Origin of the sequence: Mesorhizobium sp. WSM4311, from assembly GCF_002295115.1 — a bacterium.
GTDB lineage: Bacteria > Pseudomonadota > Alphaproteobacteria > Rhizobiales > Rhizobiaceae > Mesorhizobium.
In genome coordinates this window covers 263,462-288,822 of record NZ_NSFV01000002.1, presented here as the reverse complement: position 1 = coordinate 288,822, position 25,361 = coordinate 263,462, and the positions used below count along the sequence as shown (strand labels likewise).

The window sequence follows — 25,361 nt, the reverse complement described above, 5'->3', positions numbered from 1 at the left end:
ATGACGATATGTCGAACAGCAATCAAGCCACCGCCCTAGCAGCAGACGCCAGGCCGGCGATCCCGGCCCTCGCCTATCTGTTGACCGGATGCATCGCCGTGATCGGCTCGAATTCGCTGGTCCTGGGGCCCATAGCCCCGGCCGTGGCATCGTCCTTCTCGAGCAGCGTCCCGACCGTGATGATCGCGGCGGCCGCCTTTGGCCTCGGCACCTCGGCGAGCGCCCTGTTCCTCGCCCGTTACATCGACCGGCTCGGCGCCCGCCGGATGCTGCAAGGGGCATTGCTGTTGCTGGCCATTGCTCTCGTCGCCAGCGCGGCCGCACCGGTACTGATCATGCTTGTCGCGGCGCAATTCATCGCCGGCATCGCCGCCGGCGTCGCCATGCCGGCGATCTATGCGAGTTCGGCGGCGATCGCGCCGCCCGGCCGCGAAAGCGGCACTATCGGCGTGGTGCTGACCGGATGGACGCTCAGCATGGTGGCCGGCGTTTCGCTCTCGGCCGTGCTTGCTGATCTCGTGCATTGGCGCGCCGTGTTCGCCGCCGTCGCGGTGCTGGCAGTGCTGGCGCTGACCAGCCTCAGCATGACGTCGCTGAGCGACATCAGGAAGAGCGGCCCGGCACCAACGCCGCTGGCGGCGCTCGGCATTCCCGGCATTGTGCCGCTTCTCATCGCCTGCGCAGCCTTCATGACCGCCTTCTACGGTGTCTATGGCTATCTCGGCGACCACCTGCACAGCGGACTGGGCAAGCCGGTGAGCGCCAATGGCTGGGCCGCGCTCGCTTACGGCATTGGCTTCGGCACGGCTGCTCTCCTCGATGGCGCGATCGATCGCCTGGGCGCCCGCCGCGTCATGCCGTTCGCCTATCTTCTTGTCGCGGCCGTCTATGTCGCCATTGCCGCGACGAGCAACAGTTTCGGCCTGACGCTCGCCATGGTGGCTATCTGGGGGCTTGCCAATCATTTCGGATTGAATGTTCTGGTGATGCGGCTGGCGGCGCTCGATCCCTCACAGCGCGGTACGATCATGGGCCTGAACAGCGCCGTGACCTATCTCGCGGTCTTTATCGGCACCACCGGCTTCGGGCCGATCTATTCCAGCTTCGGCTTTGCCGTCTGCGCGATGGTTGCGGCGCTGCTGATGCTGGTTGCAGCAGCGGCTGCGGCGTGGCGCACGCGATAGAGCGGCTCTTCACAGAATTGCGCCAGTCGACAGAACGTGATTGGCCACCGGCCTGTCGCCTGGTTGACAGCGGCACCCCTGCCCTTCCATACAGAGGCGTTAATGTTCTCAGGGCGGGGTGAAAATCCCCACCGGCGGTAATGGTTTCGGCCAAAGCCCGCGAGCGCTTTCCGAAATCGGAAAGGTCAGCAGATCCGGTGTGATTCCGGAGCCGACGGTTACAGTCCGGATGAAAGAGAACGAAACGGAAAACGGGCCGCTCCGGCGGGCCGGATTGCGTATCGTGCGTCCTGATTCTGGTTCGAAACGGAAGGATGGACCCATGAATCAGCATTCCCGCAAAGACTATGAAACTGTTCGCATCGCCGTCATCCGCGCGCGCTGGCATGCGGATATCGTCGATCAGTGCGTCAACGCCTTCGTAGCGGAACTGGCCGGCATCGGAGGCGACCGGTTCGCTGTCGATGTCTTCGATGTGCCCGGCGCCTACGAAATCCCGCTGCACGCCAAGACCTTGGCTGAGACCGGCCGCTATGGCGCGATCCTCGGCACGGCTTTCGTCGTCAATGGCGGCATCTACAGGCATGAGTTCGTCGCCAGCGCCGTTATCGACGGCATGATGAACGTGCAGCTGTCAGCCGGCGTTCCGGTGCTTTCGGCGGTGCTGACGCCGCACAATTATCACGACAGCGCCGACCACCATCGCTTCTTCTTCGAGCACTTCACCGTCAAGGGCAAGGAAGCGGCCAGGGCCTGCGTGGAAATTCTCGCCGCGCGGGAAAAGATCGCGGCATGAAATCTTCCCGGCCGGGTGGAAATCGCGATAACACCCGGTAGTATTTGCGAAATACCGAGTTCGGGGAGGATGCCGGTGCAGACCAAGAAGATCATCAATGACGGCAACCGCGCCGTCGACGAAATGCTCGAAGGAATCCTCGCCGCGCATCCTCGCCACCTCAGGAGCGCGGACGGCAGCCCGCGCTCGATCATCGCCCGCGACGGGCCACGGCCCGGCAAGGTCGGGCTGGTGATCGGCGGCGGTTCCGGCCATGAGCCGACCTTTCTCGGCTTTGTCGGCAAGGGACTGGCGGATGCGGCGGCCATCGGCAATGTCTTTGCCTCGCCGCCGCCCGATCCGATCCTCGAATGCGCCAAGGCGGTCACCGGCGGCGCCGGCGTCTTGTTCATGTATGGCAACTATGCCGGCGACGTGATGAATTTCGACATGGCGGCCGAGATGGCAGCGATGGACGACATCGAGGTGCGCACCGTCCTGACCACCGACGACGTCGCCTCGGCGCCGCGCGACCAGCGGCAGAAGCGGCGCGGCGTCGCCGGCAATTTCTTCATCTTCAAGGCCGCCGGTGCGGCCTGCGACCGGATGTTCTCGCTGGACGAGGTGGAGCGCGTCGCCCGCAAGGCCAACGACCACACCTTCACCATGGGTGTTGCGCTGTCGCCCTGCTCGCTGCCGCAGACAAGGCGGCCGAATTTCGAGATCGGCGCGGACGAAATGGAGATCGGCATGGGCATCCATGGCGAACCCGGCATCGCCCGCGGCAAGCTCGGGACCGCCGACGCGATCACCGACGAGATGCTGGACAAGATTTTCGCCGAGATGGCGCCGAAGCGCGGCGACAAGGTCGCGGTGCTGGTCAATTCGCTCGGCTCGACGCCGCTGATGGAGCTCTACGTCATGAACCGGCGGGTCAAGCAGCGGCTCGACGACATCGGCGTTTCCATCCACGCGACCTGGGTCGGCAATTACTGCACGTCACTGGAAATGGCCGGCGCCTCGGTGACGCTTTTTCATCTCGACGAGGATTTGCAGACCATGCTCGACCACCCCTGCGACTGCGCCATGTTCCGTGCCGGCTGACGAAAGAGCGTTCCCGTGACCATCGACACCGCTGACCTGAAAAGAATGTTCGATACGATCGCGGTGGCGATCGAGGCCGACAAGGACCGGCTCTGCCAGCTCGACGGCGTCATTGGCGACGCCGATCACGGCATTGCCATGGCGCTCGGCTTCAATGCTGTGCGCGATGCGCTGGCCTCGCTCGACCTCGCGGCGACCGAGCCGACGGCGTTGCTCAACACGGCGGCGAAATCGTTCCTCAACGCCGTCGGCGCGTCCTCTGGCCCGCTCTATGCGACGGCCTTCATGCGCGCCGGTGCTGCCGTCAAGGGCAACGCGGCGCTGGCGGACGCGGACTTCACCGCCCTGTTCCAGGCCATGGCACAAGGCATCAAGGATCGCGGCAAGGCCGAACCGGGCGAAAAGACGATGGTCGATGCCTGGCAACCGGCGGCCGAAGCGGCCGCCGCGGCCAGTGTAGCCGGCAAGACGTTGGCTCAGTGTCTCGAGGCGGCCCTTGCCGCCGCCGCGCGTGGGGCGGAAGCAACCAAGGACATGATTGCCGCCAAGGGCCGCTCCTCGCGGCTCGGCGAGCGATCGCTCGGGCATATCGACCCCGGCGCGGCGTCGGCCGTCACCGTGATCGGCGCGATGCGCAAGAGCTTGAGCTAGCGCTTCGCCGCATCGAGCCTGTCGATCGCCTGGACATTGCCGGCCGAGGGACCTTGTTCGTCGAACTCGGAGGCGAGCCACGTATCGACGATCGCCTTGGCCAGTTCGGGGCCGATGACGCGGGCGCCCATGGTGATGATCTGCGCGTTGTTGGATTTCGCCGCGCGCTCGGCCGAATAGGTGTCGTGGGTGAGCGCGGCGCGGATGCCCGGCACCTTGTTGGCCGAGATGGAGACGCCGATGCCGGTGCCGCAGAACAGGATGCCGCGATCGTTCTCGCCGTCGACGATGGTCTGGGCGAGTTTTTGCGACAGGTCGGCATAGTAGCCGGCCTGGCTGAGATCGCTGACCGTCAGGCCGGATTTGGTGGCAAGGTGGGCGGCGATGACGTCGAGCAGCGGTTTGCCGGCGCTGTCGGCTCCAATGGCTATTTTCATGGTTTTCCCTTTGCGGTTCGGATGGTTTCAGATCGCCGCCGAGGCGCGGCCGAGAATGCCAATGTAACCGTCCGCCTGCCAGGCGGAGCGGCCGATGAAGAGGCCGTCTATATTGGGCTGGCCGACCAGCTCGGCGGCATTGCCGGGATTGACGCTGCCGCCATAAAGCACCGGCGGCAGCGACGGCAGCACGGCGCCGGCCACTGTCTTGATCAATGCCTGCTGCTTGTCGGCATAGTCGGCGCTGGCCGGAATGCCCTTGTCGCCGATCGCCCAGACCGGCTCGTAGGCGAAGAGGATTTTCGCGCCCTTCGCCTCGCCTTCAAGGAATTGCAGCGCGCCCTCGACCTGGGCGCCCAGCACGGCATCGGCCTGCCCGCTTTCGCGCTCGGCCAGCGTCTCGCCGACACAGATCAACGGGATCAACCCGTGCTTCACAGCCGCCGCCGTTTTCAGGCCAACCGTGCGATCGGTCTCGCAAAAATGCTCGCGCCGTTCGCTATGGCCGAGTTCGACCAGATCGAGCCCGCAATCCCTCAGCATCAGCGGCGAGATCTCGCCGGTCCAGGCGCCGGCGTCGGCCCAATGCATATTCTGGGCACCGACCTTGATGTGCGTCGACGACAGCGCCTGCTTGACCTCGCGCACCGCCGTGAAGGGCGGTATGACGAAGGGCTGGATGCGGTCATCGAAACCGGGAATGAAGCCGGCCAGGCGCTGCGCGAAATCCAGCGCCTCGGCGAGCGTCTTGTTCATCTTCCAGCTTGTACCGACCCAGTAGACCACGCGTACTGCTCCTTAATTTTGCTGATCACGATCTCCCGATGCCGGGATCATGATCCCTTGTCGATGACCGTCAGCGAGACGCCGCCGGCATCCAGCACCGCGCGCACGCCCGGCTCCGGCGCGCGGCCGGTGAAGACCGCGTCGAATGCGCTGAGATCAGTCAGGAAATGCAGCGCCGTGCGGCCGAACTTGCCGTGGTCGACCAGCAGATATTTGCGAGTCGCCGCCGCCATCATCAGCCGCTTGGCCTGCACCACCTCCTGATCCTGGTGGAAGGCGGAAGCGCCATGGATGGCCGAAGACGACAGGAAGGCGACGTCGGCGCGCAGCGATTTGAGCGAAGCCTCGGCCAGCAGGCCGAAGAAGCCGTGGAACTTCTTGCTGTATTGGCCGCCGAGCGCGATCAGGTTGATCCCCCCGGCGCCGGCCAGTTCCTGGATGACGGCCAGATTGTTGGAGATCACCGTCAGCGGCCGCAGATCGGTGAGATGGCGCGCAATGCCTCCTGCCGTCGAGCCGTCATCGATGATCACCGTCTGGCCAGGTTCGATCATGGCCACGGCAGCCACCGCCAGACGCTGCTTTTCCTCGGTCGCCTGCTTCTGCCGGTAGCGGAAGTCGCTTTCGAACAGGCTGCTCGGCTGGATCGAAGCGCCGCCGCGCACCTTGCGCAGGAAACCGCTTTCCTCGAGCTCGTCGAGGTCGCGATGCACGGTCATCTTCGAGACGCCAAAGCGCAAGGCGAGATCGTCGACGCCGGCCTGACCGGCGTCCATCAGAAACTCCATAATGCCTTGCCGTCTGATGTCGCTCTTCATTGCCGCTGACCGCCAACGCCGAAGCGCGGCTGCTTGATCGGAGTTCAGAGATATAACAGCTATCGTCGCAAAAGTATCAAGTTTTCTGTGATAATGAGATGGATTCTTGGGATATTCCGCTTGCCCCGATCGCGGCGCTGTAACAAGAATTGCTGCCGGGACGGCCGGTGACGGTTGCGGTTGCGCGGAAATCCGGCCAGAAGCATCGGTGGGCTGGACGATGCGCGGACAGTCCGCAACCACCAGGTTTGAAACCAGATACGGGAGACTATTCGTTGGCTCGCATCACACTGAGACAATTGCTCGATCACGCCGCCGAATACGGCTATGGCGTGCCGGCCTTCAACATGAACAACATGGAACAGGGCCTCGCCATCATGGAGGCGGCGGAAGAGACCAAATCGCCTGTCATCCTGCAAGCAAGCCGCGGTGCGCGTGCCTATGCCAATGACGTGGTGCTGGCCAAGCTGATCGACGCGCTGGTCGAGATCCATCCCGACATCCCGGTCTGCATGCATCTCGACCACGGCAACAACGAAGCCACCTGCGTCACCGCGATCCAGTACGGCTTCACCTCGGTGATGATGGACGGTTCGCTCAAGGAAGACGGCAAGTCGCCGGCCGACTACGCCTATAATTCCGGCATCACCAAGCGCGTCGTCGACATGGCGCACTGGGGTGGCGTGTCTGTCGAAGGCGAGATCGGCGTGCTGGGATCGCTGGAGAGCGGCGGCGGCGAGCAGGAAGACGGCCACGGCGTCGAAGGCGCGATCAGCCACGACCAATTGCTCACCGATCCGGTGCAGGCCGAACAGTTCGTGCGCGACACCCATGTCGACGCGCTGGCGGTTGCCATGGGCACCAGCCACGGCGCCTACAAATTCTCGCGCAAGCCGGACGGCGCGGTGCTGGCGATGAACGTCATCGAGGAGATCCATCGCCGCCTGCCGAACATGCATCTGGTCATGCACGGTTCGTCTTCGGTACCGGAGGACCTGCAGGAGATCATCAACAAATATGGCGGCCAGATGAAGCCGACCTGGGGCGTGCCGGTGGAGGAAATCCAGCGCGGCATCAAGCATGGCGTGCGCAAGATCAACATCGACACCGACAACCGCATGGCGCTGACCGGAGCGATCCGCAAGGTGCTGACGGAAAACCCCAGCGAATTCGATCCGCGCAAATATCTGACGCCGGCAATGGCCGCGATGCGCAAGCTCTGCAAGGAGCGCTTCGAGCAGTTCGGCACCGCCGGCAACGCACCGAAGATCAAGCCGCTGCCGGTCTCGGAAATGGCCAAGCGCTACAAGTCGGGCAGCCTCGACCCCAAATTCGGCTGAGTTCCGGGCGATTATCTGCTGAATTCAACGGGCAGGAGCCGCATCGGCCCCTGCCCGTTTTCTAACCGGCCTTTGGCAGAAGATCGGACCTGCCTGTCTCGATGAACGGCGCCCAGTAGTCGACGGACTCGCGGATCATGGCGACCACCTGATGGTCGACCGGCTCGCGCTCACGAAACGACAGTTCGAGGCAGATCTCGTTGTCGGTGCCGCCGCCGCGCCGCACCGTCTGCAGCAGTTTTTCAGGCGTGATGCGGCCGTCCCTGTTGTAGGCTGATGTGAACGGCCAATGGCCGCCCTTGTTCATCGACGACTGTTTGATGTGGATGATCGGCGATTTCGTGGGAAAGGCTTCGGCCCAGGCGTACGGATCGATGTCAGCCGGATTGCTCGAGGTGACGTCGCCATGGTCGATGTCGACCATCATCTCCAGCGGGATCGCCATACCTGCGGCGTCGATCGTACGCTGCAGCAGCCGGCAATTCTCGATGGTGTGGCCGAACTCGCGGCCAACCGACATCGGTTCCCAGAACAGATAGGTCAGGCCGGCCGCACGGGCGTGCTCGGCGACCTCGCGCCAGCAGTCCAGCGCGATGTCGAACAACCGCACGCGGCGCTGGGGGTCGTCAAAGTCGCGATGGGTGAAGATGGCGAATTGCGTGCCCATGCCACCGGCGCCAAGCTCGGCCGAGAGGTCGGCAAAGGTCTTGAACCAGTCAACATAGTAGCGGCGCACATCGGCGTCGGGGTGACCGAAATGATTCAGCCTGCCGTAAGGACCGGTCATGCCGGACGTGACACGCACGCCGGTGCGGGCGAGTGCGCCGCGAAACAGGCGGACGAATTTGACGATCGTCGCGGCGGGCCAGCCGGGATTGATGAATTCATGCGTGAGCTGCACGTCCCTTATGCCGATGTCATAGGCGATGGTGTCGATCAGGTCGTCCGGATCGGCGAAGCGATTGACCAGCGGATTGGTGTTGAGGGAGAGCGTGAAGGCCAAGGTCGCTATCCCTCCCCGACGCAAAGCAAGACATTGGAGCGGAATGCCGTCATTGCAGCGTCACCCCTTCGCGGTTGAGTTGCTGGCGGTATTTCTCGGCGTCCCAGTTCAGCAGTTCGGCGTTCTCCTTCGGACTGAGATAGTTGACGCGCGCAGCGCCATCGACGCGCGCGACGACGTCGGCCAGGCAACGCGCCATCGCTTCGGCGCCGGCATTGGCATCCCGGCGCATGAGCACACCCTTGCCGGGAAAGAGGATGGACGTCGGCGCGGCTCCAGTGCGGGCAACGACCGCCGCCGCGTCCTCGCCAGGGCCGGCGATCACCGAGCCGACGCCAAGGAAGATCACATGATCCGGGTAGAGGCTGCCGGAGGCGGCGATGCGGCAACTGGCGAGGTCGGTCGCAACGGCATGCGCGGCGGTCGAGGCCGGCAGCCGGTAGTCGCTGCCTGCGGCGAGCCTCAGCAGCGCATCGAGATCGGGGGGCGGAGCCGGGCGCGGCTGCCGTGCGAGCAGCCCGGTCACCCGTTGCAGCAGCAAGGCTGCCTCGGTGACCGTATCGGCAGCGACCACCAGGCCGTGATTGCCAAGCACGAGCACGTTGGCCGCGGGCTTCAGCCGCTCGGCGATCGCCTGCGCCAGCGGCAGGCCGGGTCGGCGATAGGGCACGAAGGCCCAGTCGAGGCCGCGCAGGCGCCCCTCCAGCAAGGCTTCGGCATTGGCCTGCACGGCGATCGAGATCGTCTCGACGCAATGGACGTGGACCACGATCTTCTGCGGCAGCAGCGCATGCACCGTCGTCTCGATGGAGGGCCGCAGCTGACGAGGGTTGAGGTCCGCCAGCGTGAACTGCCCCGCGGTCTCCGCCGCCGGGCTGCGATGCGCCACGGCATCGAGCAACGGCGCCAGCGCGACCGGCACCATGATCTCGTCGTCGCGCGCGTTCTTCAGCCACGTGCCCGACGCCTTTATCCACAGCACACCGGCCTGCTTGATGGAGGTGTTGCCGCCGGCACCCTGAACCAGCAACGGGTCGGCGCCGATGCTGGCCGACAAGGAGCGCAGCATGCGGAATTCCGTGGTGCCAGTATCGACGGAATGGACCATCAGCCTGCCCTCGCCAACCGGTTCGCGCACCAATGCTCGAAGGCCACCCTTTCCTCGGCGGACAGATGCAGGCCGTGCTTGGTGCGACGCTCGAGAATATCGGCTGACGTCACGGCCCATTCCCGGTCGAAGAGATAGGCGGCCTCGCGCTCGAAGAAATCCTTGCCGAAGCAGCGCCCAAGCTCATCGAGCGAACGCGCCGCGCCAACCAAAGCCCGTGTCCTGGTGCCGTAGAGCCGGCCGTAATGCTTCAGCAGAGATGCCGGCATCCAGGGATATTCGCCTCCGAGATCGCCGAGGAACTGTTCGAAATCGGCATTGGCGATATCGCCGCCGGGCAGATGCGCCTTCGCGGTCCAGGGCTTGCCCATTTTGGGAAAGAACGGCGCGATCCTGTCCAGCGCATGCTCGGCCAGTTTGCGGAAGGTGGTGATCTTGCCGCCGAAGACGGAGAGCAGCGGCGCCTGTGCGTCCGGCGCGTCGAGCTCGAAAATATAGTCGCGGGTCACGGCACTTGGGTTGTCGGCATTGTCGTCATAGAGCGGCCTGACGCCGGAGAACGAATAGACGACATCGCCGCGCCCAAGGCCGCGCTTGAAATAGCGGTTGACCACCTTGATCAGGTAATCGATCTCGCTCTCATCCGCCGCCACGTCCTCGGGCCGGCCCTCATAGGGAATGTCGGTGGTGCCGATCAGAGCGAGATCGTTCTGATATGGGTTGATGAAGATCACGCGCTTGTCGCTGTTCTGGATGAGATAGGCTTGCCGCCCCTCCCAGAATTTCGGCACGACGATGTGGCTGCCCTTGACGAGGCGTACGTTGCGCCTGGAGTTCTGGCCGGCAACGCGGTTGACGATGTCGTTGACCCAGGGGCCGGCGGCATTGATCAGCGCGCGCGCCCGAACCACCGTCCTGATACCCGTCCTGCCCTCCTGCATCTCGACAACCCACAGGCCGTTCTCGCGGCGGGCGGCGGTGCAGGCGGTGCGCGTGAAAACCCTGGCGCCCCGCTCCGCGGCGTCGAGCGCATTGATGACGACGAGGCGGGCATCGTCGACCCAGCAGTCAGAATATTCGAAGCCGCGCCGGAAGGCATCCTTGATCGGCGCGCCCTCGGGCGCGGTGCGCAGGTTGAGCGTTCGAGTCGCCGGCAGCCGCTTGCGGCCGCCGAGATGGTCGTAGAGGAACAGGCCGAGCCGCACCAGCCAGGCCGGCCTGTCGTCGGGGCTGTGCGGCAGCACGAAGCGCATCGGCCAGATGATGTGCGGCGCCGATTCCAGCAGCACCTCACGCTCGATCAGCGCCTCCCGCACCAGGCGGAACTCGTAATATTCGAGATAGCGCAGGCCGCCATGGACGAGCTTGCCCGAGCGCGAACTGGTGCCTTCGGCGAGATCGTCCTTTTCGCACAGGATGACGGAAAGGCCGCGGCCCGCTGCGTCGCGGGCGATGCCGGCGCCATTGACGCCGCCGCCGACAACGAAGAGGTCGACGATTTCAAGGCCGCCGTTCATGTCGCCGCAGCCTCGATGCCGGTTTCATGCGTCATGGCCACTGCCTCAGCACGGATTGACCGGAGGCAGGCCGGCGAGGTAGCGGCGCACCTCTTCGGCGGCCTGTTCGGCGGCATAGGTGACGGTGCGCACCGAAGCGCCGGCGATGTGCGGCGTCAGCGTCACGTTGGGAAGCAGCAGCAAGGGCCAGTCCGACGGCACCGGCTCGACGGCGAACGTCTCCAGCATGGCGCTGGCGATCTGCCCTGAAACCAGCGCCTCGTAGAGCGCGTCATAGTCGACCAGCGGCCCGCGCGCGGTGTTGATGAGAATCACGCCCGGTTTCATCAGCGCGATGGTGTCCTTGCCGATGAGGCCGCGCGTCTCCTCGGTCACCCGGGGATGCAGCGTGACCACGTCGGAGCGGACGAGCAGATTGTCCAGAGCGACGAGTTCGACACCGGCATTGCGGTCGTCGGCGCTCAACTGCACATAGGGGTCGCAAACCAGGACGCGGCAGCCGAAGGCGCGCAGCAGCCGAACGACCTTGGTGCCGATGTTGCCGTAGCCGATGACGCCGACGGTCATCTCACTGAGCTCGCGGCCGGTGCGGTCGGCGCGGTATAGGTCGCCGCGCCATTCGCCCTTGCGCAAGGCCTCGTGGCCGACCCGGATCAGCCGTGTCTCGGCCAGGATGGCGCCAAGGGTGAACTCGGCCACGGCACTCGCGTTGCGGCCGGGCACATTGACCACGGTGATGCCTTGCGCCTTGGCCGCCGCCATGTCGATGTTGATCGGTCCGCCGCGCGAGACCGCGACCAGTCTAAGCGTCGGCAAGCGCCGCATCATGGCCTCCGACAGGGGCGCCAGCTGGGTGACGAGGATCTCGGCATCGCCGATGAAATCAACGACCTCGTCGGGATGGCCGAAATACTCCTTGACCTTGTCGAGGCCGAGCGCCGGATCGCCGAATTCCATCGGTTCATCGGGCCAGGCCGTCTGCAATGTCCTGATATCCAGGTCGCCACGCGCGACCTTCTCGATTTCGGCGCGAAACACCTGCGGAAGCATGAAGTTGTCGCCAATGATCGCTATTTTCTTGCGCATACTCGACTTCTCAATTTGCCTGCACTGAAGCCATCGCGCGCCAGACAGGCCGCAACGCCTGATGCGCCAACATGTAGGACGGGGTCATCTTGTCGTAGATCGCGGCGAGGTTCCGGTCGCTCGGCTCGGCCTCGCCAAGCAGCGGCGTCACCCATTCGCCGACGCACGCGTCCATGGACGGGTAGAGACCCACGCAGACCGCGGCGATCATCGCCGCGCCCGCGGCGCCCGCCTCCTCGCGCGCGCTGGTGCGGATATCGGCCCCCACCGCCGCCCCCAGGATCTTGCGCAGCGCCGGGCTTCTGGCGGCGCCGCCGGTGAGGCGGACTTCGCGCGGCAGCGGCCCCATGGCCGCGTAGCAGTCGCGTGCCGCGAACGCCAAGCCCTCGAAGACGGCGCGGACAAGGTCGGCATAGCCGTGCCGCGAGGAAATGCCGACGAAGCCGGCCCTGGCATTGGCATCGACGAATGGCCCCCGCTCACCGGCTTCCGACACATAGGGCTGATAGAGCAGCGAGGCCGGCTGCGCGGCCGCGATCCAGGCATCGACCAGCGCGATCATCTCGCCATTGCTGCGCGAAATGCCTTGCGAGGCGAGAATGCCCGAGGCGAGCCCAAGCACCCAATCGATGTTGAGCGTCGCCGCCATGTTGGATTGCATCTGCGCGAACACGCCGGGCGCCGGCATCGCCATCGTATAACCGGTCGCCGCTTCGTTCAGTTGCACGTCGTCAGGGGTTGCGGCCAGCCGCATATGCATGCCGGTGGAACCGATGATCGAGCAGCCGGGCTTGCGCTCGCGGTCGAGCAGGCCGGCGCCGAGCGCGGTGCAGACGACGTCGACATAGCCGAGCACGACCGGCGTGCCAGCCAGCATGCCGGTGGCATCGGCTGCTGCCTGCGACAGAGCGGTGCTGTGCCTGGTGCCATCGACGATCGGCGGCAGCAGATGTCTCAGATCGGTGACGCCGAGCACGTCGAGCACATCGTCGCTGTAGTCGCGGGTGTGGAAATCGCCGAAAGTGAAGGTGCCCTCGGACGGATCGGTGGCGCGTTCACCGGTCAGCTTGAAATAGAGCCAGTCCTTGCAATGGAATGCCGTTGCCGCCTTACCAAGCATTTCGGGCATGGCGCGCTTCATGAAGACGAATTGCGAACCCTGCTGGCAGGCGGCGAGCCCGCTGCCGGTCTTCTCGAAGCGAAGCCGGTCCTCGGGCCGCGCGCGGATTTCCTCGACGATGGCCGCGGCGCGCGCGTCGAGCCAGAGCCAGCCTTTGGCGACCGGCTCGCCCTTGTCGTCGATCAGCCAGGTGCCGTCGCCCTGTCCAGTGACTGCTATCGCCACCGTCCGGTTGGCCAGATTGGGCACTTTGTCGGCGAGCTGTCGCAAGGTCGTGGCGGCATCGCTCCATGTGCGCGCCAGATCCTGTTCGGCGCCGCCGCCCGGCAGCGTTTCATAGTGGTTGGGCAACGCGGCGGCGGCAATCTGCCGGCCCGACGTGTCGAAGGCGATGGATTTGATGACGGAGGTGCCGGCGTCGATGCCGATCAGGATGTCGCGCATCAGGCAAGCTCCATGCCGTGCGAGATCGCCTTGCCGCTCGCCTGGTCGAAGACATGCAGGTTTTTCGGATCGATGGTGACATTGATCGGCGCACCCAGATCGAGGCGGGTGCGGTCGTGTTCGACCAGGACCAGCGAACCGCCGGCGAAGTCGGCGGCGATGTGGGTCTGGTCGCCGAGCCATTGGTTAGCCGAGACCCTGGCGGGAACACCCTCCTTCGAGCGTCGGACCGCGTAAGGCCTGATGCCGATAACCACCCGCTCGCGACTGAGCAATTGATCGCGAACCGGAGCGCTGAAGGCGTCCTTGTCGTAGTCGAGCGACAGGCCGTCGGGCAGCTTGAGATTGATGCGGCCGGCGGCGGTTGCGACATAGGCCTCGAAGACGTTCATCGGCGGCTCGCCGACGAAGGTGCCGGTGAACAGGTTCGCCGGGCGTTCCTTGATCTGGTCCGGCGTGTCGAACTGCTGCAGCACGCCGCCTTCCATCACCGCGATGCGGTCGGCAAGCGCATTGGCTTCGGTCTGATCGTGAGTGACCAGGATCGCGGTCAGGCCGCGCTCCTTGATGAAGTGCTTGATACGGCCGCGCAGCACGGCGCGAAGCTGCGGTTCGAGCTGTCCCATCGGCTCGTCCAGCAGATGTAGGTCGGCCTCGCGGATCAGTGCCCGTCCAAGGCTGGCGCGTTGCTGCTGGCCGCCGGAAATCGAACTCGGATAGCGCTCCAATATGTCCTCGATCTCGAGCAATTTGGCGATGCTGGCGACCTTAGCGTCGACCTCGCTTTTCGGCAGCCGGGCAGCCTTGAGCGCAAAGGCCATATTCTCGCGCACGGTCAGCGGCGGATAGAGCGAATAGCCTTCGAAGGCCATCGCCACATTGCGCTTGACCGGCGGCAAGGTGTGCACCCGACGGCCACCGACCGAGATGGCGCCGCGCGACACCTCCTCGAAACCGGCAATCATGCGCAGCGTCGACGTCTTGCCGCAGCCGGACGAGCCAAGCAGGGCGACGATCTCGCCCTTGCCGATTTCCATCGTCAGGTTCTTGACCGCATGCACGCCGCGATCGATCGGGCCGTAAAATTTGTCGACACCTGAAATGGTGAGCGCGCTCTGGCTCATGCGGCTTCTCCATTGCGCAAGGTGACGACGTTCTTCGAACCGAGGCGGTCGCCGCTGGCGTGATCGAACAGCAAGGCGCTCTTGCCGTCGACGGCGATATGGACCTTGCCCTCGCTGCGGCCCGGCGTTCCGGCCGGGCGCGAGACCAGGATCTCGCGGCCGCGCACGGTGCGCACAAGCGTGACGATCTTTTCGTTGAGCGGCGTCTCGGCCTCGACCGTCACCGGGATGGCGCCCGGGATACCCTCCTCGACGAAGCTCAGCGCTTCCGGCCGCAAACCGATGACGCAATCGCGGCCGACCGCCGCGTCGTAAGCGCCGGCCAGATGGACCTGGACGTTGGACAGGCCGACATAGATCCCCCTGGTATCCCGCGCGGGCTTCACGTCGAGCAGATTGATGGTGGGGTCGCCGAACAGCCGCGCGATCTCGATATTGGCCGGTTCGCGATAGATCTGCTCGGGCGTGCCGAGCTGCCGGATGACGCCCTGTGACATGACGGCAATGCGATCGCCGAGTGCCATGGCTTCCTTGTAATCCTGGGTGACGTAGACGACGGTGGCGCCGCGATCGGCAAGCAGGCGCGGCAGTTCGAGCCGCATCTCGAAACGCAGCTTGGCGTCGACATTGCGCAAGGGGTCGTCGAGCAACAGCAGCGGCGGCGAACCGACCAAAGCGCGGGCAAGTGCCGTGCGCTGCTTCTGGCCATTGGAGAGCGCGCGCGGCTTGTGCGAGAGCACATGGGCGATCTTCAACAGCTTGGCGACGCTTTCGACGCCGGCCTTTATGGCGCCTGGCGAGGACCGCTTGGCCTCCAGAGGCGTTGCGATGTTGTCGAACGCACTCATATGCGGAAACAGCGCGAAATTCTGGAACGCCATGCCGACGCCACGGAATTCCGCGTCGACATCGGTCATGTCGTCGCCGCCGATGAAGATCTTGCCCTCATCCGGATCGATGACGCCGGCGACCAGGCGCAGCAGCACCGTCTTGCCGGCGCCGGACGGGCCGAACAGGACAAGGGTCTCGCCGTCGGCAACCGTCAGCGACAGATTGTCGAGGACGGTCTGGCTCTTGTAGCGCTTGACGATGTTTTTGAGTTCGAGGCTGGCCATGTCTATCCTTTCACCGCGCCAAGCGAGAGGCCTTCGACGAGATAGCGCTGCGCATAGAGGGCGAGCGCCAGCGTCGGTGTGATCGAGAGCACGATGGCCGCCGAGATCTGGCCGTACTGGATGCCGGAGGAGGTGATGAAGGCAAGCGCGCCGACCGTCACCGGCTGCTTGTCGGCCGAGGCCAGCACCAGCGCGAAGACGAAATTGTTCCAGGCGAAGATGAAGGCGAGCAGGCCGGCGGCGGCGATGCCGGGACCGGCGAGCGGCAGCGCGATCTTGCGGAAGGTGGCGAACCAGGAATGGCCGCCGATGCGGTAGGCATATTCGATGTCGGCCGGAATATCCTCGAAATAGCCGCGCACGATCCACAGGATTAGCGGCAGGCAGATCAGCTGGTAGACCCAGATCAGGCCGACATAGGTGTTGGCGAGCCCGAGCTTCTGGAAATAGAGGGTGAGCGGCAGCAGCACCAGCAGCGCCGGCGCGAATTTGAACGACAGCAGTGTGAAGGCGATGTCCTCCGAGCCTCGGAATTTGTGGCGCGCGAAGGCATAGGCCGCCGGCACGCCGAGAAGCAGCGAGACCGCGACCGAGGTCACCGACAGGAACACCGAATTCCAGAGGTTGCGCATGAAGGCGATGTCGAGCGTGCCGGCGGCGGTCATCAGCTTGCCGGTGACCAGCGCGGTGTAGTTGGCGAGCGTCGGCTCGAAGATCAGCTGCGGCGGGATGCGCAGGATCGTCTCGTTGGTCTGGAACGACATCATGAAGATCCAGACGATCGGGAACATGAAGAAGATCACGACCAGCGTCAGGGCCATGCCGCGCAGGATGCGCTCGAGAAGCGAGGTGTGTTCCATCCCGGCCTCCTATGCCTGGCCACGGGCGCGTTCGCGCAGCCTGAGCCAGTTCTTGATGAAGATGTTGGAGAGGAAATAGGTGATCGCCCACAGGATGATCATCAGCGCCGCCGAGCGGCCGACATTGGTCGACTGGAAGAAGTTGAGATAGGCCTCGACCTGGAAGACGGTCAGCGTGTCGCCCGGCCCGCCTTGTGTCATCGCATAGATGATATCGAACTGCTGGATGGAATCGAGCAGCCGGAACAAAGTCGCCGTCAGGATGTAGGGCGTCAGCATCGGCAGTGTGATGCGGAAGAAGACGAAGCTTCGCGGCACGCCATCGAGCGCGGCCGCTTCGAAGGGCTGCGTCGGCAGGCTGCGCAGGCCCGCGAGCAGCAGGATCATGATGAAGGGCGTGTAGACCCAGATATCGACCAGCACCACCGTGAACAGCGCCGTCGACGGCGACGACGCCCAGCGGAAATCCTGCAGGCCGATGAGGCTGGCGACATAGCTGAGCACGCCGAAGCCGGGATTGGTCATCAGCTTCCACATCAGCGCGGCAAGTGCGGGCGCCGTCATCAGCGGCATCAACAGCATGATCGAGATGAAGTTGTTCAGCGTCGAGCGCTTCTGCAGCAGCAAGGCGATGGCGAGGCCGAGAAGCAGTTCCAGCACGACTGTGGTGCCGGCATAGAGCAGCGACACCTTGAGCGTGTTCCAGAATTTCGGGTCGGTGAAGAAGGAGATGTAGTTGTCGCCCCAGTTGAACTGCCGCGCCCAAGGCTGGCTCAGCCGATAGCGCTGGAAGGAATAGACGACCGAGGTGAGGAACGGGATCAGGATGCCGATGCAGACGAGCAACGCCGGCAGGCTGAGCACATAGGGCAGCACCCGCTTGCTGATCCTGAAGCCGGATGGCTTGGGCCTTTGCGATACCACCGCAGTCATCGAGTTGCTCCGTTGTTGCTGTCGCTTCGCCCTGCCGGCCGCCCAAGGGAGCAAGGCGACCGGTGGGGCGAATGGCGGCCACCTTCCGGCACCGCATCGCAAACGTGAAAAGGCGTGATGAGGGCCGGCCGGCCAGGCAGGCCGGCCCTCGTTGCGACTTAGCCGAGCCCGGCTTCCTTGAGCTGGCCGTTGATGCTTTCGGCGAGCTTGTCGAGGCCCTCGTCGACCGGCACTTCCTTGGCCACCATCTTCTGCAGCGTCGCCGCCCATTCGGTGGTGAGATCGAAGAACAGCGGCTGGGCGGTGAACTTGATCGAGGCGCCCGGCGCCGAGGCGTCGAACATCTCGACATAACCGGGATAGCTCTTGTTCAGCTTTTCGCGGAACATCTCGTCCTTCCAGACCGACTGGCGGACCGGATTGACGAAGTCCATCTTGGTCGCGCCGAACAGCCCATGCTCCGGCCCGGAGGCCCATTGCATGAAATACCAGGTGGCGTCCTTGTCCTTCGAGAAATTGGACATCGCCAGCGACCAGATCCAGATGTTGGGTGTCGCCGCCTTGGCTGCCGGGTTGGCCTTGAAGCTTGCGAAGGCGAGCTTGCCGGCCATCTTGTTGTCGCCGCCGTTCATGAAGTAACCGAGGATATCGGCGTCGAAGATCATCGCCGAGGCGCCGGCACCGAGATCGGTGCCGACCTGATACCAGGTGTAGGTCGACCAGTCCTTGGGGCCGCTCTCCTGGATCATCTGAACCCACTGCTTGTGGAAAGCCTTGGACTGGGTGGTGTTCATAGCGGCCGACAATTTGCCGTCCGCCGAAACGTTGAGGTCCTTCTGGTCAAAATTGGCGTAGGCCGACAGGAAGCCCGGATGGATCGTCGCCCAGGAACGCGAGCCACGCACGCCGATGCCATAGACGCCGCCACCGACATCCTTGGTGAGCTTGGCCGCCGCGGCAACCATCTCGTCCATGTTGCCGGGAATGGTGACGCCGGCCTTGTCGAACATCGCCTTGTTGTAGGTGATGTTGTTCTGTTCGAAGCCCCACGGAATGCACCACTGCTTTGCATCATCCGAACCCAGCGCGCCGCCCGGCTTGCCATTCCAGGCACAGGAGTTCTTGACGCCGGGCAGGAAGTCGTCCCAGGCATAGTTCGGGTTGGTCTTGGCCGGATCCTTGATCCATTCATTGAGGTCGGTGATCCAGCCGGCAGGGCCATAGGTCCAGGTCATGTAGGCGCCGGTCATGAAGGCATCGTATTCGGGCGAGCTTGCCGAAAGAGCTGCCGTGACCTTGTCGAAATAGACGTCTTCCGGGAACACGTCATAGACGACGTTCATGCCGGTCAGCTTCTTGAAGTTTTCGAGATCGGCGATCATCGCATCGGCATAGGGATGCTTGTTGAGCAGGAGCTTGATGGTCTTGCCCTTATGCGCCTGCCAGTCGAAGTCGGCGGCAAGCGCGCGGGTCTGCCCAAGATTGAGCAGCGTGCCGGCGGTGCCGGCGGCAAGGCCCATGGCACCGAGGCCCTTGATCAGCCCGCGACGGTCGACTTGTCCGCGCAGGAAGGCATCAATGAGGTCTTTCTCTTTCTCATGCATTTCGTCTTCTCCTCCACAGGGTAGTTTCAACTGAAACTGATACCGGCTACCCGACCGGCGTCTCTTCCACGAGCGATCGCGCCGTCCGCTCGTCTGTTATCAAGCCCTTGAGATAGCGGCCTTCGAGCACCGACTTGATGGCGCGAACCTTGATCTTGCCGCCGGCGACGGCGACGATCCGGCGGCTGGCAATGTCCTCGCGCGTCAAGGCCAGCGCCCGGTCGGAAACGGTCGTCGCCACCGCCTTGCCGGCCTCGTCGAAGAAATGGCCAAGCAATTCGCCGACGCCGCCATTGCGGCGGATCTCCTCCATCTCGCCCTTTTCGATCATGCCGGTGGCAACCAGCGACGCCTCGCGTTCGGCGGTGCCGATGCCGGCGAACAACAGGTCGGCGGAGCGCGCGAGATCGAAGACCTCGCTGATGCCCTTCTGCCCGAGCAGGACGGTGCGGTCCTCGGCCGTGTTGGCGAACATCGGCACCGGCATGACATAGGCTTCGGCGCCCGTGCGTTCGGCCAGGCGGTGGATGACGTCATGCGGGTTGGCCGAGAATTTGCGCGTCAGGCCGCCCAGCAGCGAGACGAAGCGGATCTTGTCGGTCGAGGTGCGCGGCAGATATTCCACGCAGGCGGCAAGCGTGCGGCCATGGCCGACGCCGATCAGCGCTTCCTCGCCGCGCTCGATCTCGCGCTTGAGGAACTGCGCGCCGGCAATGCCGAGCGCCTTGAGCGGCAGATCCTCGGAATCGAAGTCCGGAACCACCTCGCAATAATCGAGGCAGTAGCGGCGGGACAGTTCGTCCTCGAGCTCGACGCATTCCGACACTTCGCCGTCGATATAGACCTTCACCAGCCCTTCCTGGTTGGCCTTGGTGATGAGGCGATGGGCCTTGAGGCTGGTCAGCCCCAGCCGCTTGGCGACCTCGGACTGGGTCAGGCCGCCGGCATAGTGAAGCCACGCGGCACGCGTCGCCATGCTGGTTTCGTCGTCGCGCAGGAGGCCGTTGCCGAACCCTACCATTTCCACCCTATGATATTTTTATCAGTTGCTGCAAAATTTTTCACAAGGCTTCGCCGGAGTCAAGCGCCGCCGTTCAAATCGCGCGGCGGCGTGGTCGATGGGCCGCGCGTTCGGCTGGAACCTCCAGGGGGCAAAACGGTTCTTCAGTTGAGGTTCAGGGTCGCACCGCCGGCCGGAAGGAGCACGTCATGAGCAAGGATCGCGGCAGGCAGGGACCGGTTTTTTCCGGACAGGACGCAAGGCAGGGCGAAATCATCCTGCGCACCCGCGCGCAGCGAATCATCTTCATCGCCGGCCTGGTCGGTATCGTTGTCCTGGCACTGGTGCTGGGTTTCGCCGTCCGGTGACCGACACGCCAGGCTCGCCCCGAGGGCGTGAAGCATAGCGCCGCGAGGAACCATCGGTGCCGGGCGGTGTTGAAAATCCCGGGAATGGGGGGCGGAGCACGGAACGATGTTCGAACCGCTTTGCTGCGATATGCCGCTTCATCCGACCTGGCCCGATCTCGTCGCACGCCTCCTGCTTGTGCTGGCGGCAGGTTTCCTGATCGGTCTGAACAGGGAAGCGCGCGGCCACACCGCAGGGCTTCGGACGACCATCCTGGTCGGGCTTGCCGCCGCGGTTGCCATGATCCAGGCCAACTTGCTGCTCGATACGATGGGCAAGGGAGCGGACTCCTTCGCTCGCATGGATGTGTTGCGTTTTCCGCTTGGCGTGCTGACCGGCGTCGGCTTCATCGGCGGCGGCGCCATCCTCCGGCGCGGCGATCTCGTGACCGGCGTCACCACCGCCGCCACGATGTGGATCATGACGATGATCGGGCTTGCGTTTGGCGGCGGCCAGTTCGGCCTTGCCGCAATCACGACGCTGCTGACCCTGGTGACGCTTCAGGCGCTGAAATGGGTCGACCTGCGGATCCCGCGCGACCACCATGCGGTCCTGTCAGTCTCCTGGGCGAAGGGATCCCCGCCCGACCTTCAGGAACTGATGCGGCCGCTTGGCTATGACGCGCGCCTTTCGATGATGGAGCACGACGCCGACCGCGACCGCTTCATCTACTCGTTCAATCTCGAATGGAAGCAGCCCGACGCGATCGAACCGTCGACGGAAATCCTGGCGCTGGTCGCCCGGCAATGCGAGATCGAACGGTTTGAGCTGATCGGCGAGAAAGCGTCCTGAAGAGGCGGCCAGCGCACTTACGCACCACGCAGGAACTCGATCACCATCGCCGCCGTCCATGTGAAACGGCCGCCGCCGAGCGGCTCGCCGGTCAGCGGATCGTAGTATTCGGCAAAGCCGCTTTCCCGGATGAGATCGAGGCTGGACTGAGTGATGCGCCGCGCCACTTGGCCGTGGCCGGCGGCGGTAAGCCCATCTGATATCATGTAGTTGACCACCAGCCAGACCGGACCGCGCCAATAGCGCTTGGCGTCGAAGCGCGGATCGCCTGGATCATGCGACGGCACGACATAGCGTGCCTTGCCGGCAAGCCGTTCGACGGTTGCGGCGATTGCGGCGGCACGAGGCTTGGGGATGGCCGCGAAGGCCGGAAGGAGGCCGCCCACCGACACGCTGTCGATCAACTCGCCGGTGACGCGGTCGAGGCAGAGGTATTGGCCACGCGCCTCGCTCCACAGCCGCTCCATGGCCGCCAGGCCCTTTTGCGCGCGGGCACGGTTGGCGGCGGCAATTTCGGTCTCGCCGAGCGCCTCGGCGAGATCGGCAAGATCGGTCGCGGCACGGATCAGGATGGCGTTGAAGCCGGGATCGACGACCTGGAAGGGCGAGGCGTCATGCAGCCTCGCATTGTTCCAGCCAAGCCCGCGAAAGTGCTGCACCAGCCAGATGTAGCGGTCATACTGCTCGCGCGTTGGCCGATGCGCCGGGTCGGCGTGCAAGGTGTCGCGGCGCGTATAGGGCTCGACGCCGTCGGTCGGCACGCGCTCGAAGGCATCGTCCCAGTCAATGGAATTGTCGCGGCCGGACTCCCAGGGATGGATGATGGCGACCAACCCCTCCCCCTTGGGGTCGCGGTTCTCATAGAACCAGCGGTGCCAGGCATCGATCTTCGGCAGCAATGCACGAGCCCGCTCCGCCGCCAGTTTCTTGTCGTTCGCCCGGTCGAACAGCCGGCGCGCGGCAAAGCCGGCGACCGCCGGCTGGGTGATGCCGGATGTCGCTGTCGGACGCCCAGTCCGCCAGACTTCGGGGCCGGGAAAATAGCCGTCGTTCCAGACATGAAAGACGATGTGCGGCACCATGCCGTCCGGCCACTGATGCGCGAACAAGGTCTCCATCTCGGTCCAGGCCCGCGCCTCGTCGTAATGGGCAAGGCCGAGCGCGGTCAGGCAGGAATCCCAATTCCACTGGAACGGGTAGAGATCCTTTGTCGGGATGGTGTAGGCGCCATGGTCGTTCTCCCTGAGCACCTCGACGGCGCGGGCGATGATGTCGGCATTGGCAGAAGAAGTCATGGGCGTTTCAGGGCTTTCGGTGTCAAAGGGCATTGGTGGTTTCGGGATCGAACCAGCGGATGCGGTCGGGTTTGGGCGCCAGGCGCAGATCGTCGCCGACCTGAATGCTGGCGTTGGAGTCCAGGATGGCGCGGAACAGGCCGCCCTCGACATCGCAGGTGACCAGTGTGTGCGGCCCGAGCGGCTCGATGACGCGCACCGTGGCGTGCAAACCCTCGGCGCCCGCGTCGACATCCTCGGGACGGATGGCGAATTCGAGCTTCTGCTTATCTAAGCTGGGACCTGGCAGCGTCAGCCCGGCAACGGTCCAGCTGCCGTTCGCGGCCTTGGTCGCCGGGATAAAATTCATCGGCGGATTGCCGATGAAGGAGCCGACGAAACGCGCGGCCGGATTGCGGTAGACCTCGACCGGCGAGGCCGCCTGGACGATGCGGCCCTGATGCATGACGGCGATGCGGTCGGCGAGGCTCATCGCCTCGACCTGGTCGTGGGTGACATAGATGGTGGTGGTCTTCGATGCCGCCAGCACGCCCTTGAGTTCGGCGCGCATTTCCAGCCGCAGCAGCGCGTCGAGGTTCGACAGCGGCTCGTCCATCAGGATGACGTCGGGCTCCATGGCAAGGGCGCGGGCGACCGCGACACGCTGGCGCTGGCCGCCGGACAATTGGCCGGAATAGCGCTTCAGCAATTGCTCGATGTGCATGAGTTCGGCAGTGCGGTTGACGCGGCGCTCGACCTCCTGCTGCGGCAATTTCTTCATGCGCAGGCCGAAGGCGATGTTCTCGAACACGGTCAGATGCGGAAAGACGGCATAGTTCTGGAACACCATGGCGATGCCGCGCTCACGTGGCGGCAGATGGTCGACGCGGCGGCCGCCGATCCACACCTCGCCCTGGCTTGGCCGTTCCAGCCCGGCGACAATCCTGAGCAACGTGGTCTTGCCGCAGCCCGACGCGCCGAGCAGCACCATGAATTCCTGGTCTGATATTGTGAGGTCGACCTGATGCAGCGCGGTGAAGCCGCCGAAGCGCTTGGCCACGCCCTTGATCGCGATTTCAGCCATGGGCCGTCTCCGTGTAACGCGTCATCGGTTGGCGATCCCCCACATGGCGAAAAGGTATTTGCGGACGGCGAAGATGAAGATCAGCGCCGGCACGACCAGCGCCGCCCCGCCGGCGAATTTGAGATAGAGCGGCGACTCGCCAAGGCTCTGCAGCAGGAAGGCGGTCAGCGTGCGGTTTTCGATGGTGAGCACGGCAGCCGCGAACACCTCGTTCCAGGAGATGGTGAAGGCAAATACCGCAGATGCGGCTATGCCCGGCAGCGCCAGCGGCAGGATCACCTTGCGGAAGGCCTGCCAGCGCGTGCAGCCGAGCGTCCAGGCTGCTTCCTCCAGCTCAACGGGAATGCCCGAAAACAGTGAGAAGGTGATCAGCACGGCGAACGGCAGCGCCAGCGTGGTGTGCACCAGCGCCAGACCGATGGCGGTGTCGTCGAGGCCGGTGCGGATGAACATCACCGCCAGCGGCAGCGCCAGAAGCGGCAGTGGGAAGGCCCGGGTCATCAGCACCAGGAAGCGGAAGCTGCCCTTCCCCGGAAAATCGAAGCGCGACAGCGCGTAACCGGCCGGCGCGCCGAAACCGATGGCCAGGATCATCGTCAGCGTGGCGACAAGCACCGAATTCCACAGCGCCCTGGCAACGCCGGCGAAATTGATGAAGAACGAGAGGCTGCCGAGATCGAAGGACGGGAAGAAGCGCTTTGGGAAAGCCGTCACCTGATCGGGCGACGACAGCGCGTTGACGATCAGCAGATAGATCGGCAACAGCACCCAGACGCCAAGCAGGATGGCGGTGGCGATCAGCAGCCAGTCGCCGGCCTTGCGTGCGTCGGCGACGGCTGCGACCGGCGTCTCCGCAACGGCGCTCATATCCGGGCCTCCTTCATATCCGTGCCTCCTTGGGCACACGCAGCACCCTGAGGAAAAACAGCGTGAAGCCGATCGAGATGGCGAGGATGAGCAGCGCCGAGGCGGCGGCGACATTGCGGTCCTGCAGCGTGAACTGCCAGTTGTAGGTTTCGCCCATCAGCACCGGCAGATTGGTACCGCCGAGTGCCGCGACCACGGCGAAGACCTCGAAGGCGAGGATGACGCGCAGGATGATCGCCGTCTGCAGGCTGGGGCGCAGCAACGGCAGCGTGATGCGCACAAAGCGCTGCCACGGGCTTGCCCCGAACACCTCGGCCGCCTCGTAATATTCCTTGGGGATCAGGCCCATGCCGGCGACGAGGATGACCATCATGATTGCAGTGGCCCGCCAGATCTCCGCCAGCGCCACGGCGATGAAGATGGTCAGCTTGCTCTGGTAGCCGAGGAACATGACCGGCCTGTCGACGACCCCCAGGCTGGAAAGCAGCGTGTTGAGGAAGCCGGACTGGTCGAAGATGGCGAGCCAGATCAGGCCGGCGGCGAGGTCGGAAATGCCGAGCGGAATGGCGAAGACGTAAAGGGCTGCGCTGCGCCCGGTCTCCAGCCGCGACACGACGCTGGCCATCAGCAACGCCATGGTCAGTTGGATCGGCACGACGATCGCGGCAAGCAGCAAGGTGTTGCGCACCGTGGCGGGGAATTTCCAGCTGCCCGCCATGGTGCGGAAATTGTCGAGGGTGAAGGCGCCGTCGCGGGTGACCGCCTCGAAGGCGACGAGCGCGAATGGATAGAGGAAGAAGATCCACAGGAACAGCGTCGCCGGCATCAACAGCAGATAGGGCAGAGCCTTTCCGTGCATGGTGTTTGTCCTTTGCGATGCCGCCGTGCCGCGGCCTGGGCGCCCGGAGTGCAACAAACTCCGGACGC

Annotated in this window: 25 protein-coding genes and 1 riboswitch; of the genes, 7 read left to right on the top strand and 18 right to left on the bottom strand. The window is 64.5% G+C overall.

Features of this window, described 5'->3' with window-relative positions; translation table 11 throughout:
• Positions 1-8 precede the first annotated feature (8 nt).
• The 4 genes from CK226_RS05175 to dhaL all read left to right on the top strand — a co-directional run bounded on the left by CK226_RS05175 (position 9) and on the right by dhaL (position 3,714).
• The gene (locus CK226_RS05175; protein WP_095791239.1) at positions 9-1,184 is read left to right on the top strand and encodes an MFS transporter; all 1,176 of its coding nucleotides are present in this window, start codon (positions 9-11) and stop codon (positions 1,182-1,184) included.
• Positions 1,185-1,284: 100 nt separating this feature from the next.
• Positions 1,285-1,429: riboswitch (FMN riboswitch) on the top strand.
• A gap of 77 nt (positions 1,430-1,506) precedes the next feature.
• Positions 1,507-1,980 (top strand): 6,7-dimethyl-8-ribityllumazine synthase, encoded by a 474-nt coding sequence (locus CK226_RS05170; protein WP_095791238.1) that lies wholly within the window; start codon positions 1,507-1,509, stop codon positions 1,978-1,980.
• A gap of 69 nt (positions 1,981-2,049) precedes the next feature.
• Positions 2,050-3,063 (top strand): dihydroxyacetone kinase subunit DhaK, encoded by a 1,014-nt coding sequence (locus CK226_RS05165; RefSeq protein ID WP_179300970.1) that lies wholly within the window; start codon positions 2,050-2,052, stop codon positions 3,061-3,063.
• Positions 3,064-3,078: 15 nt separating this feature from the next.
• Complete coding sequence (dhaL, locus tag CK226_RS05160) at positions 3,079-3,714, top strand: dihydroxyacetone kinase subunit DhaL (protein WP_095771159.1); 636 nt, start codon at positions 3,079-3,081, stop codon at positions 3,712-3,714.
• Here dhaL and CK226_RS05155 read toward each other — a convergent pair.
• From CK226_RS05155 to CK226_RS05145, 3 genes are read right to left on the bottom strand one after another with little or no spacing between them, the layout of a single operon-like run.
• Positions 3,711-4,151 carry an RpiB/LacA/LacB family sugar-phosphate isomerase gene (locus CK226_RS05155; protein ID WP_095791237.1) on the bottom strand — a complete coding sequence of 147 codons (441 nt, stop codon included), beginning with the start codon at positions 4,149-4,151 and terminating at the stop codon, positions 3,711-3,713. The genes dhaL and CK226_RS05155 overlap by 4 nt on opposite strands.
• A 27-nt stretch (positions 4,152-4,178) precedes the next feature.
• A complete protein-coding gene (locus CK226_RS05150; protein WP_095791236.1) occupies positions 4,179-4,937 on the bottom strand; it encodes a triose-phosphate isomerase in 759 nt (252 codons plus the stop codon).
• A 47-nt stretch (positions 4,938-4,984) separates the two neighbouring features.
• Positions 4,985-5,755 carry a DeoR/GlpR family DNA-binding transcription regulator gene (locus CK226_RS05145; protein ID WP_095791235.1) on the bottom strand — a complete coding sequence of 257 codons (771 nt, stop codon included), beginning with the start codon at positions 5,753-5,755 and terminating at the stop codon, positions 4,985-4,987.
• Between the two features lie 275 nt (positions 5,756-6,030).
• Here CK226_RS05145 and fba point away from each other — a divergent pair, with 275 nt between their 5' ends.
• A complete protein-coding gene (fba, locus tag CK226_RS05140; RefSeq protein WP_095771163.1) occupies positions 6,031-7,095 on the top strand; it encodes a class II fructose-bisphosphate aldolase in 1,065 nt (354 codons plus the stop codon).
• 61 nt (positions 7,096-7,156) lie between these two features.
• On the opposite strand, the gene CK226_RS05135 is transcribed toward fba, so the two are convergent.
• The 11 genes from CK226_RS05135 to CK226_RS05085 all read right to left on the bottom strand — a co-directional run bounded on the left by CK226_RS05135 (position 7,157) and on the right by CK226_RS05085 (position 20,030).
• On the bottom strand, positions 7,157-8,098 hold the full coding sequence (locus CK226_RS05135) for a TIM barrel protein (protein ID WP_095771164.1): 942 nt from the start codon (positions 8,096-8,098) through the stop codon (positions 7,157-7,159).
• Positions 8,099-8,147: 49 nt separating this feature from the next.
• On the bottom strand, positions 8,148-9,236 hold the full coding sequence (locus tag CK226_RS05130) for a class II aldolase (protein ID WP_095791234.1): 1,089 nt from the start codon (positions 9,234-9,236) through the stop codon (positions 8,148-8,150).
• Positions 9,206-10,723, bottom strand: coding sequence for a glycerol-3-phosphate dehydrogenase (locus tag CK226_RS05125; protein ID WP_095791233.1), 1,518 nt, complete (start codon positions 10,721-10,723; stop codon positions 9,206-9,208). The genes CK226_RS05130 and CK226_RS05125 overlap by 31 nt, the downstream gene beginning before the upstream one ends.
• Before the next feature lie 45 nt (positions 10,724-10,768).
• Entirely contained in the window at positions 10,769-11,809 is a 1,041-nt protein-coding gene (locus CK226_RS05120) for a 2-hydroxyacid dehydrogenase (RefSeq protein WP_095786706.1), read from the bottom strand.
• A 10-nt stretch (positions 11,810-11,819) separates the two neighbouring features.
• On the bottom strand, positions 11,820-13,373 hold the full coding sequence (locus tag CK226_RS05115; protein WP_095771168.1) for an FGGY-family carbohydrate kinase: 1,554 nt from the start codon (positions 13,371-13,373) through the stop codon (positions 11,820-11,822).
• The gene (locus CK226_RS05110; RefSeq protein WP_095791232.1) at positions 13,373-14,497 is read right to left on the bottom strand and encodes an ABC transporter ATP-binding protein; all 1,125 of its coding nucleotides are present in this window, start codon (positions 14,495-14,497) and stop codon (positions 13,373-13,375) included. Before CK226_RS05110 ends, CK226_RS05115 begins: the two co-directional genes overlap by 1 nt.
• Positions 14,494-15,612 carry an ABC transporter ATP-binding protein gene (locus tag CK226_RS05105; RefSeq protein ID WP_095771170.1) on the bottom strand — a complete coding sequence of 373 codons (1,119 nt, stop codon included), beginning with the start codon at positions 15,610-15,612 and terminating at the stop codon, positions 14,494-14,496. The genes CK226_RS05110 and CK226_RS05105 overlap by 4 nt, the downstream gene beginning before the upstream one ends.
• A gap of 2 nt (positions 15,613-15,614) precedes the next feature.
• Positions 15,615-16,472 (bottom strand): carbohydrate ABC transporter permease, encoded by an 858-nt coding sequence (locus CK226_RS05100; RefSeq protein WP_095791231.1) that lies wholly within the window; start codon positions 16,470-16,472, stop codon positions 15,615-15,617.
• A 9-nt stretch (positions 16,473-16,481) separates the two neighbouring features.
• Positions 16,482-17,405: a sugar ABC transporter permease gene (locus CK226_RS05095; RefSeq protein ID WP_095771172.1), complete on the bottom strand. Its 924-nt coding sequence runs from the start codon at positions 17,403-17,405 to the stop codon at positions 16,482-16,484.
• A gap of 158 nt (positions 17,406-17,563) precedes the next feature.
• Positions 17,564-19,009 (bottom strand): extracellular solute-binding protein, encoded by a 1,446-nt coding sequence (locus CK226_RS05090; protein WP_095771173.1) that lies wholly within the window; start codon positions 19,007-19,009, stop codon positions 17,564-17,566.
• A gap of 46 nt (positions 19,010-19,055) precedes the next feature.
• Complete coding sequence (locus CK226_RS05085; RefSeq protein WP_095791230.1) at positions 19,056-20,030, bottom strand: sugar-binding transcriptional regulator; 975 nt, start codon at positions 20,028-20,030, stop codon at positions 19,056-19,058.
• 188 nt (positions 20,031-20,218) lie between these two features.
• Between CK226_RS05085 and CK226_RS05080 the strand changes: the two genes are divergently transcribed.
• Both CK226_RS05080 and CK226_RS05075 read left to right on the top strand, forming a co-directional pair.
• Positions 20,219-20,377: a peptide ABC transporter permease gene (locus tag CK226_RS05080; RefSeq protein WP_095771174.1), complete on the top strand. Its 159-nt coding sequence runs from the start codon at positions 20,219-20,221 to the stop codon at positions 20,375-20,377.
• A gap of 106 nt (positions 20,378-20,483) precedes the next feature.
• Positions 20,484-21,209: an MgtC/SapB family protein gene (locus tag CK226_RS05075; protein WP_095791229.1), complete on the top strand. Its 726-nt coding sequence runs from the start codon at positions 20,484-20,486 to the stop codon at positions 21,207-21,209.
• Positions 21,210-21,226: 17 nt separating this feature from the next.
• On the opposite strand, the gene CK226_RS05070 is transcribed toward CK226_RS05075, so the two are convergent.
• From CK226_RS05070 to CK226_RS05055, 4 genes are read right to left on the bottom strand one after another with little or no spacing between them, the layout of a single operon-like run.
• Positions 21,227-22,504, bottom strand: coding sequence for a trehalase family glycosidase (locus tag CK226_RS05070; protein ID WP_095791228.1), 1,278 nt, complete (start codon positions 22,502-22,504; stop codon positions 21,227-21,229).
• A gap of 22 nt (positions 22,505-22,526) precedes the next feature.
• Positions 22,527-23,567, bottom strand: coding sequence for an ABC transporter ATP-binding protein (locus CK226_RS05065; RefSeq protein WP_095791227.1), 1,041 nt, complete (start codon positions 23,565-23,567; stop codon positions 22,527-22,529).
• A gap of 21 nt (positions 23,568-23,588) precedes the next feature.
• Positions 23,589-24,434 carry a carbohydrate ABC transporter permease gene (locus CK226_RS05060; protein ID WP_095771177.1) on the bottom strand — a complete coding sequence of 282 codons (846 nt, stop codon included), beginning with the start codon at positions 24,432-24,434 and terminating at the stop codon, positions 23,589-23,591.
• Between the two features lie 13 nt (positions 24,435-24,447).
• A complete protein-coding gene (locus CK226_RS05055) occupies positions 24,448-25,293 on the bottom strand; it encodes a sugar ABC transporter permease (RefSeq protein WP_095791226.1) in 846 nt (281 codons plus the stop codon).
• Positions 25,294-25,361: the final 68 nt, after the last annotated feature.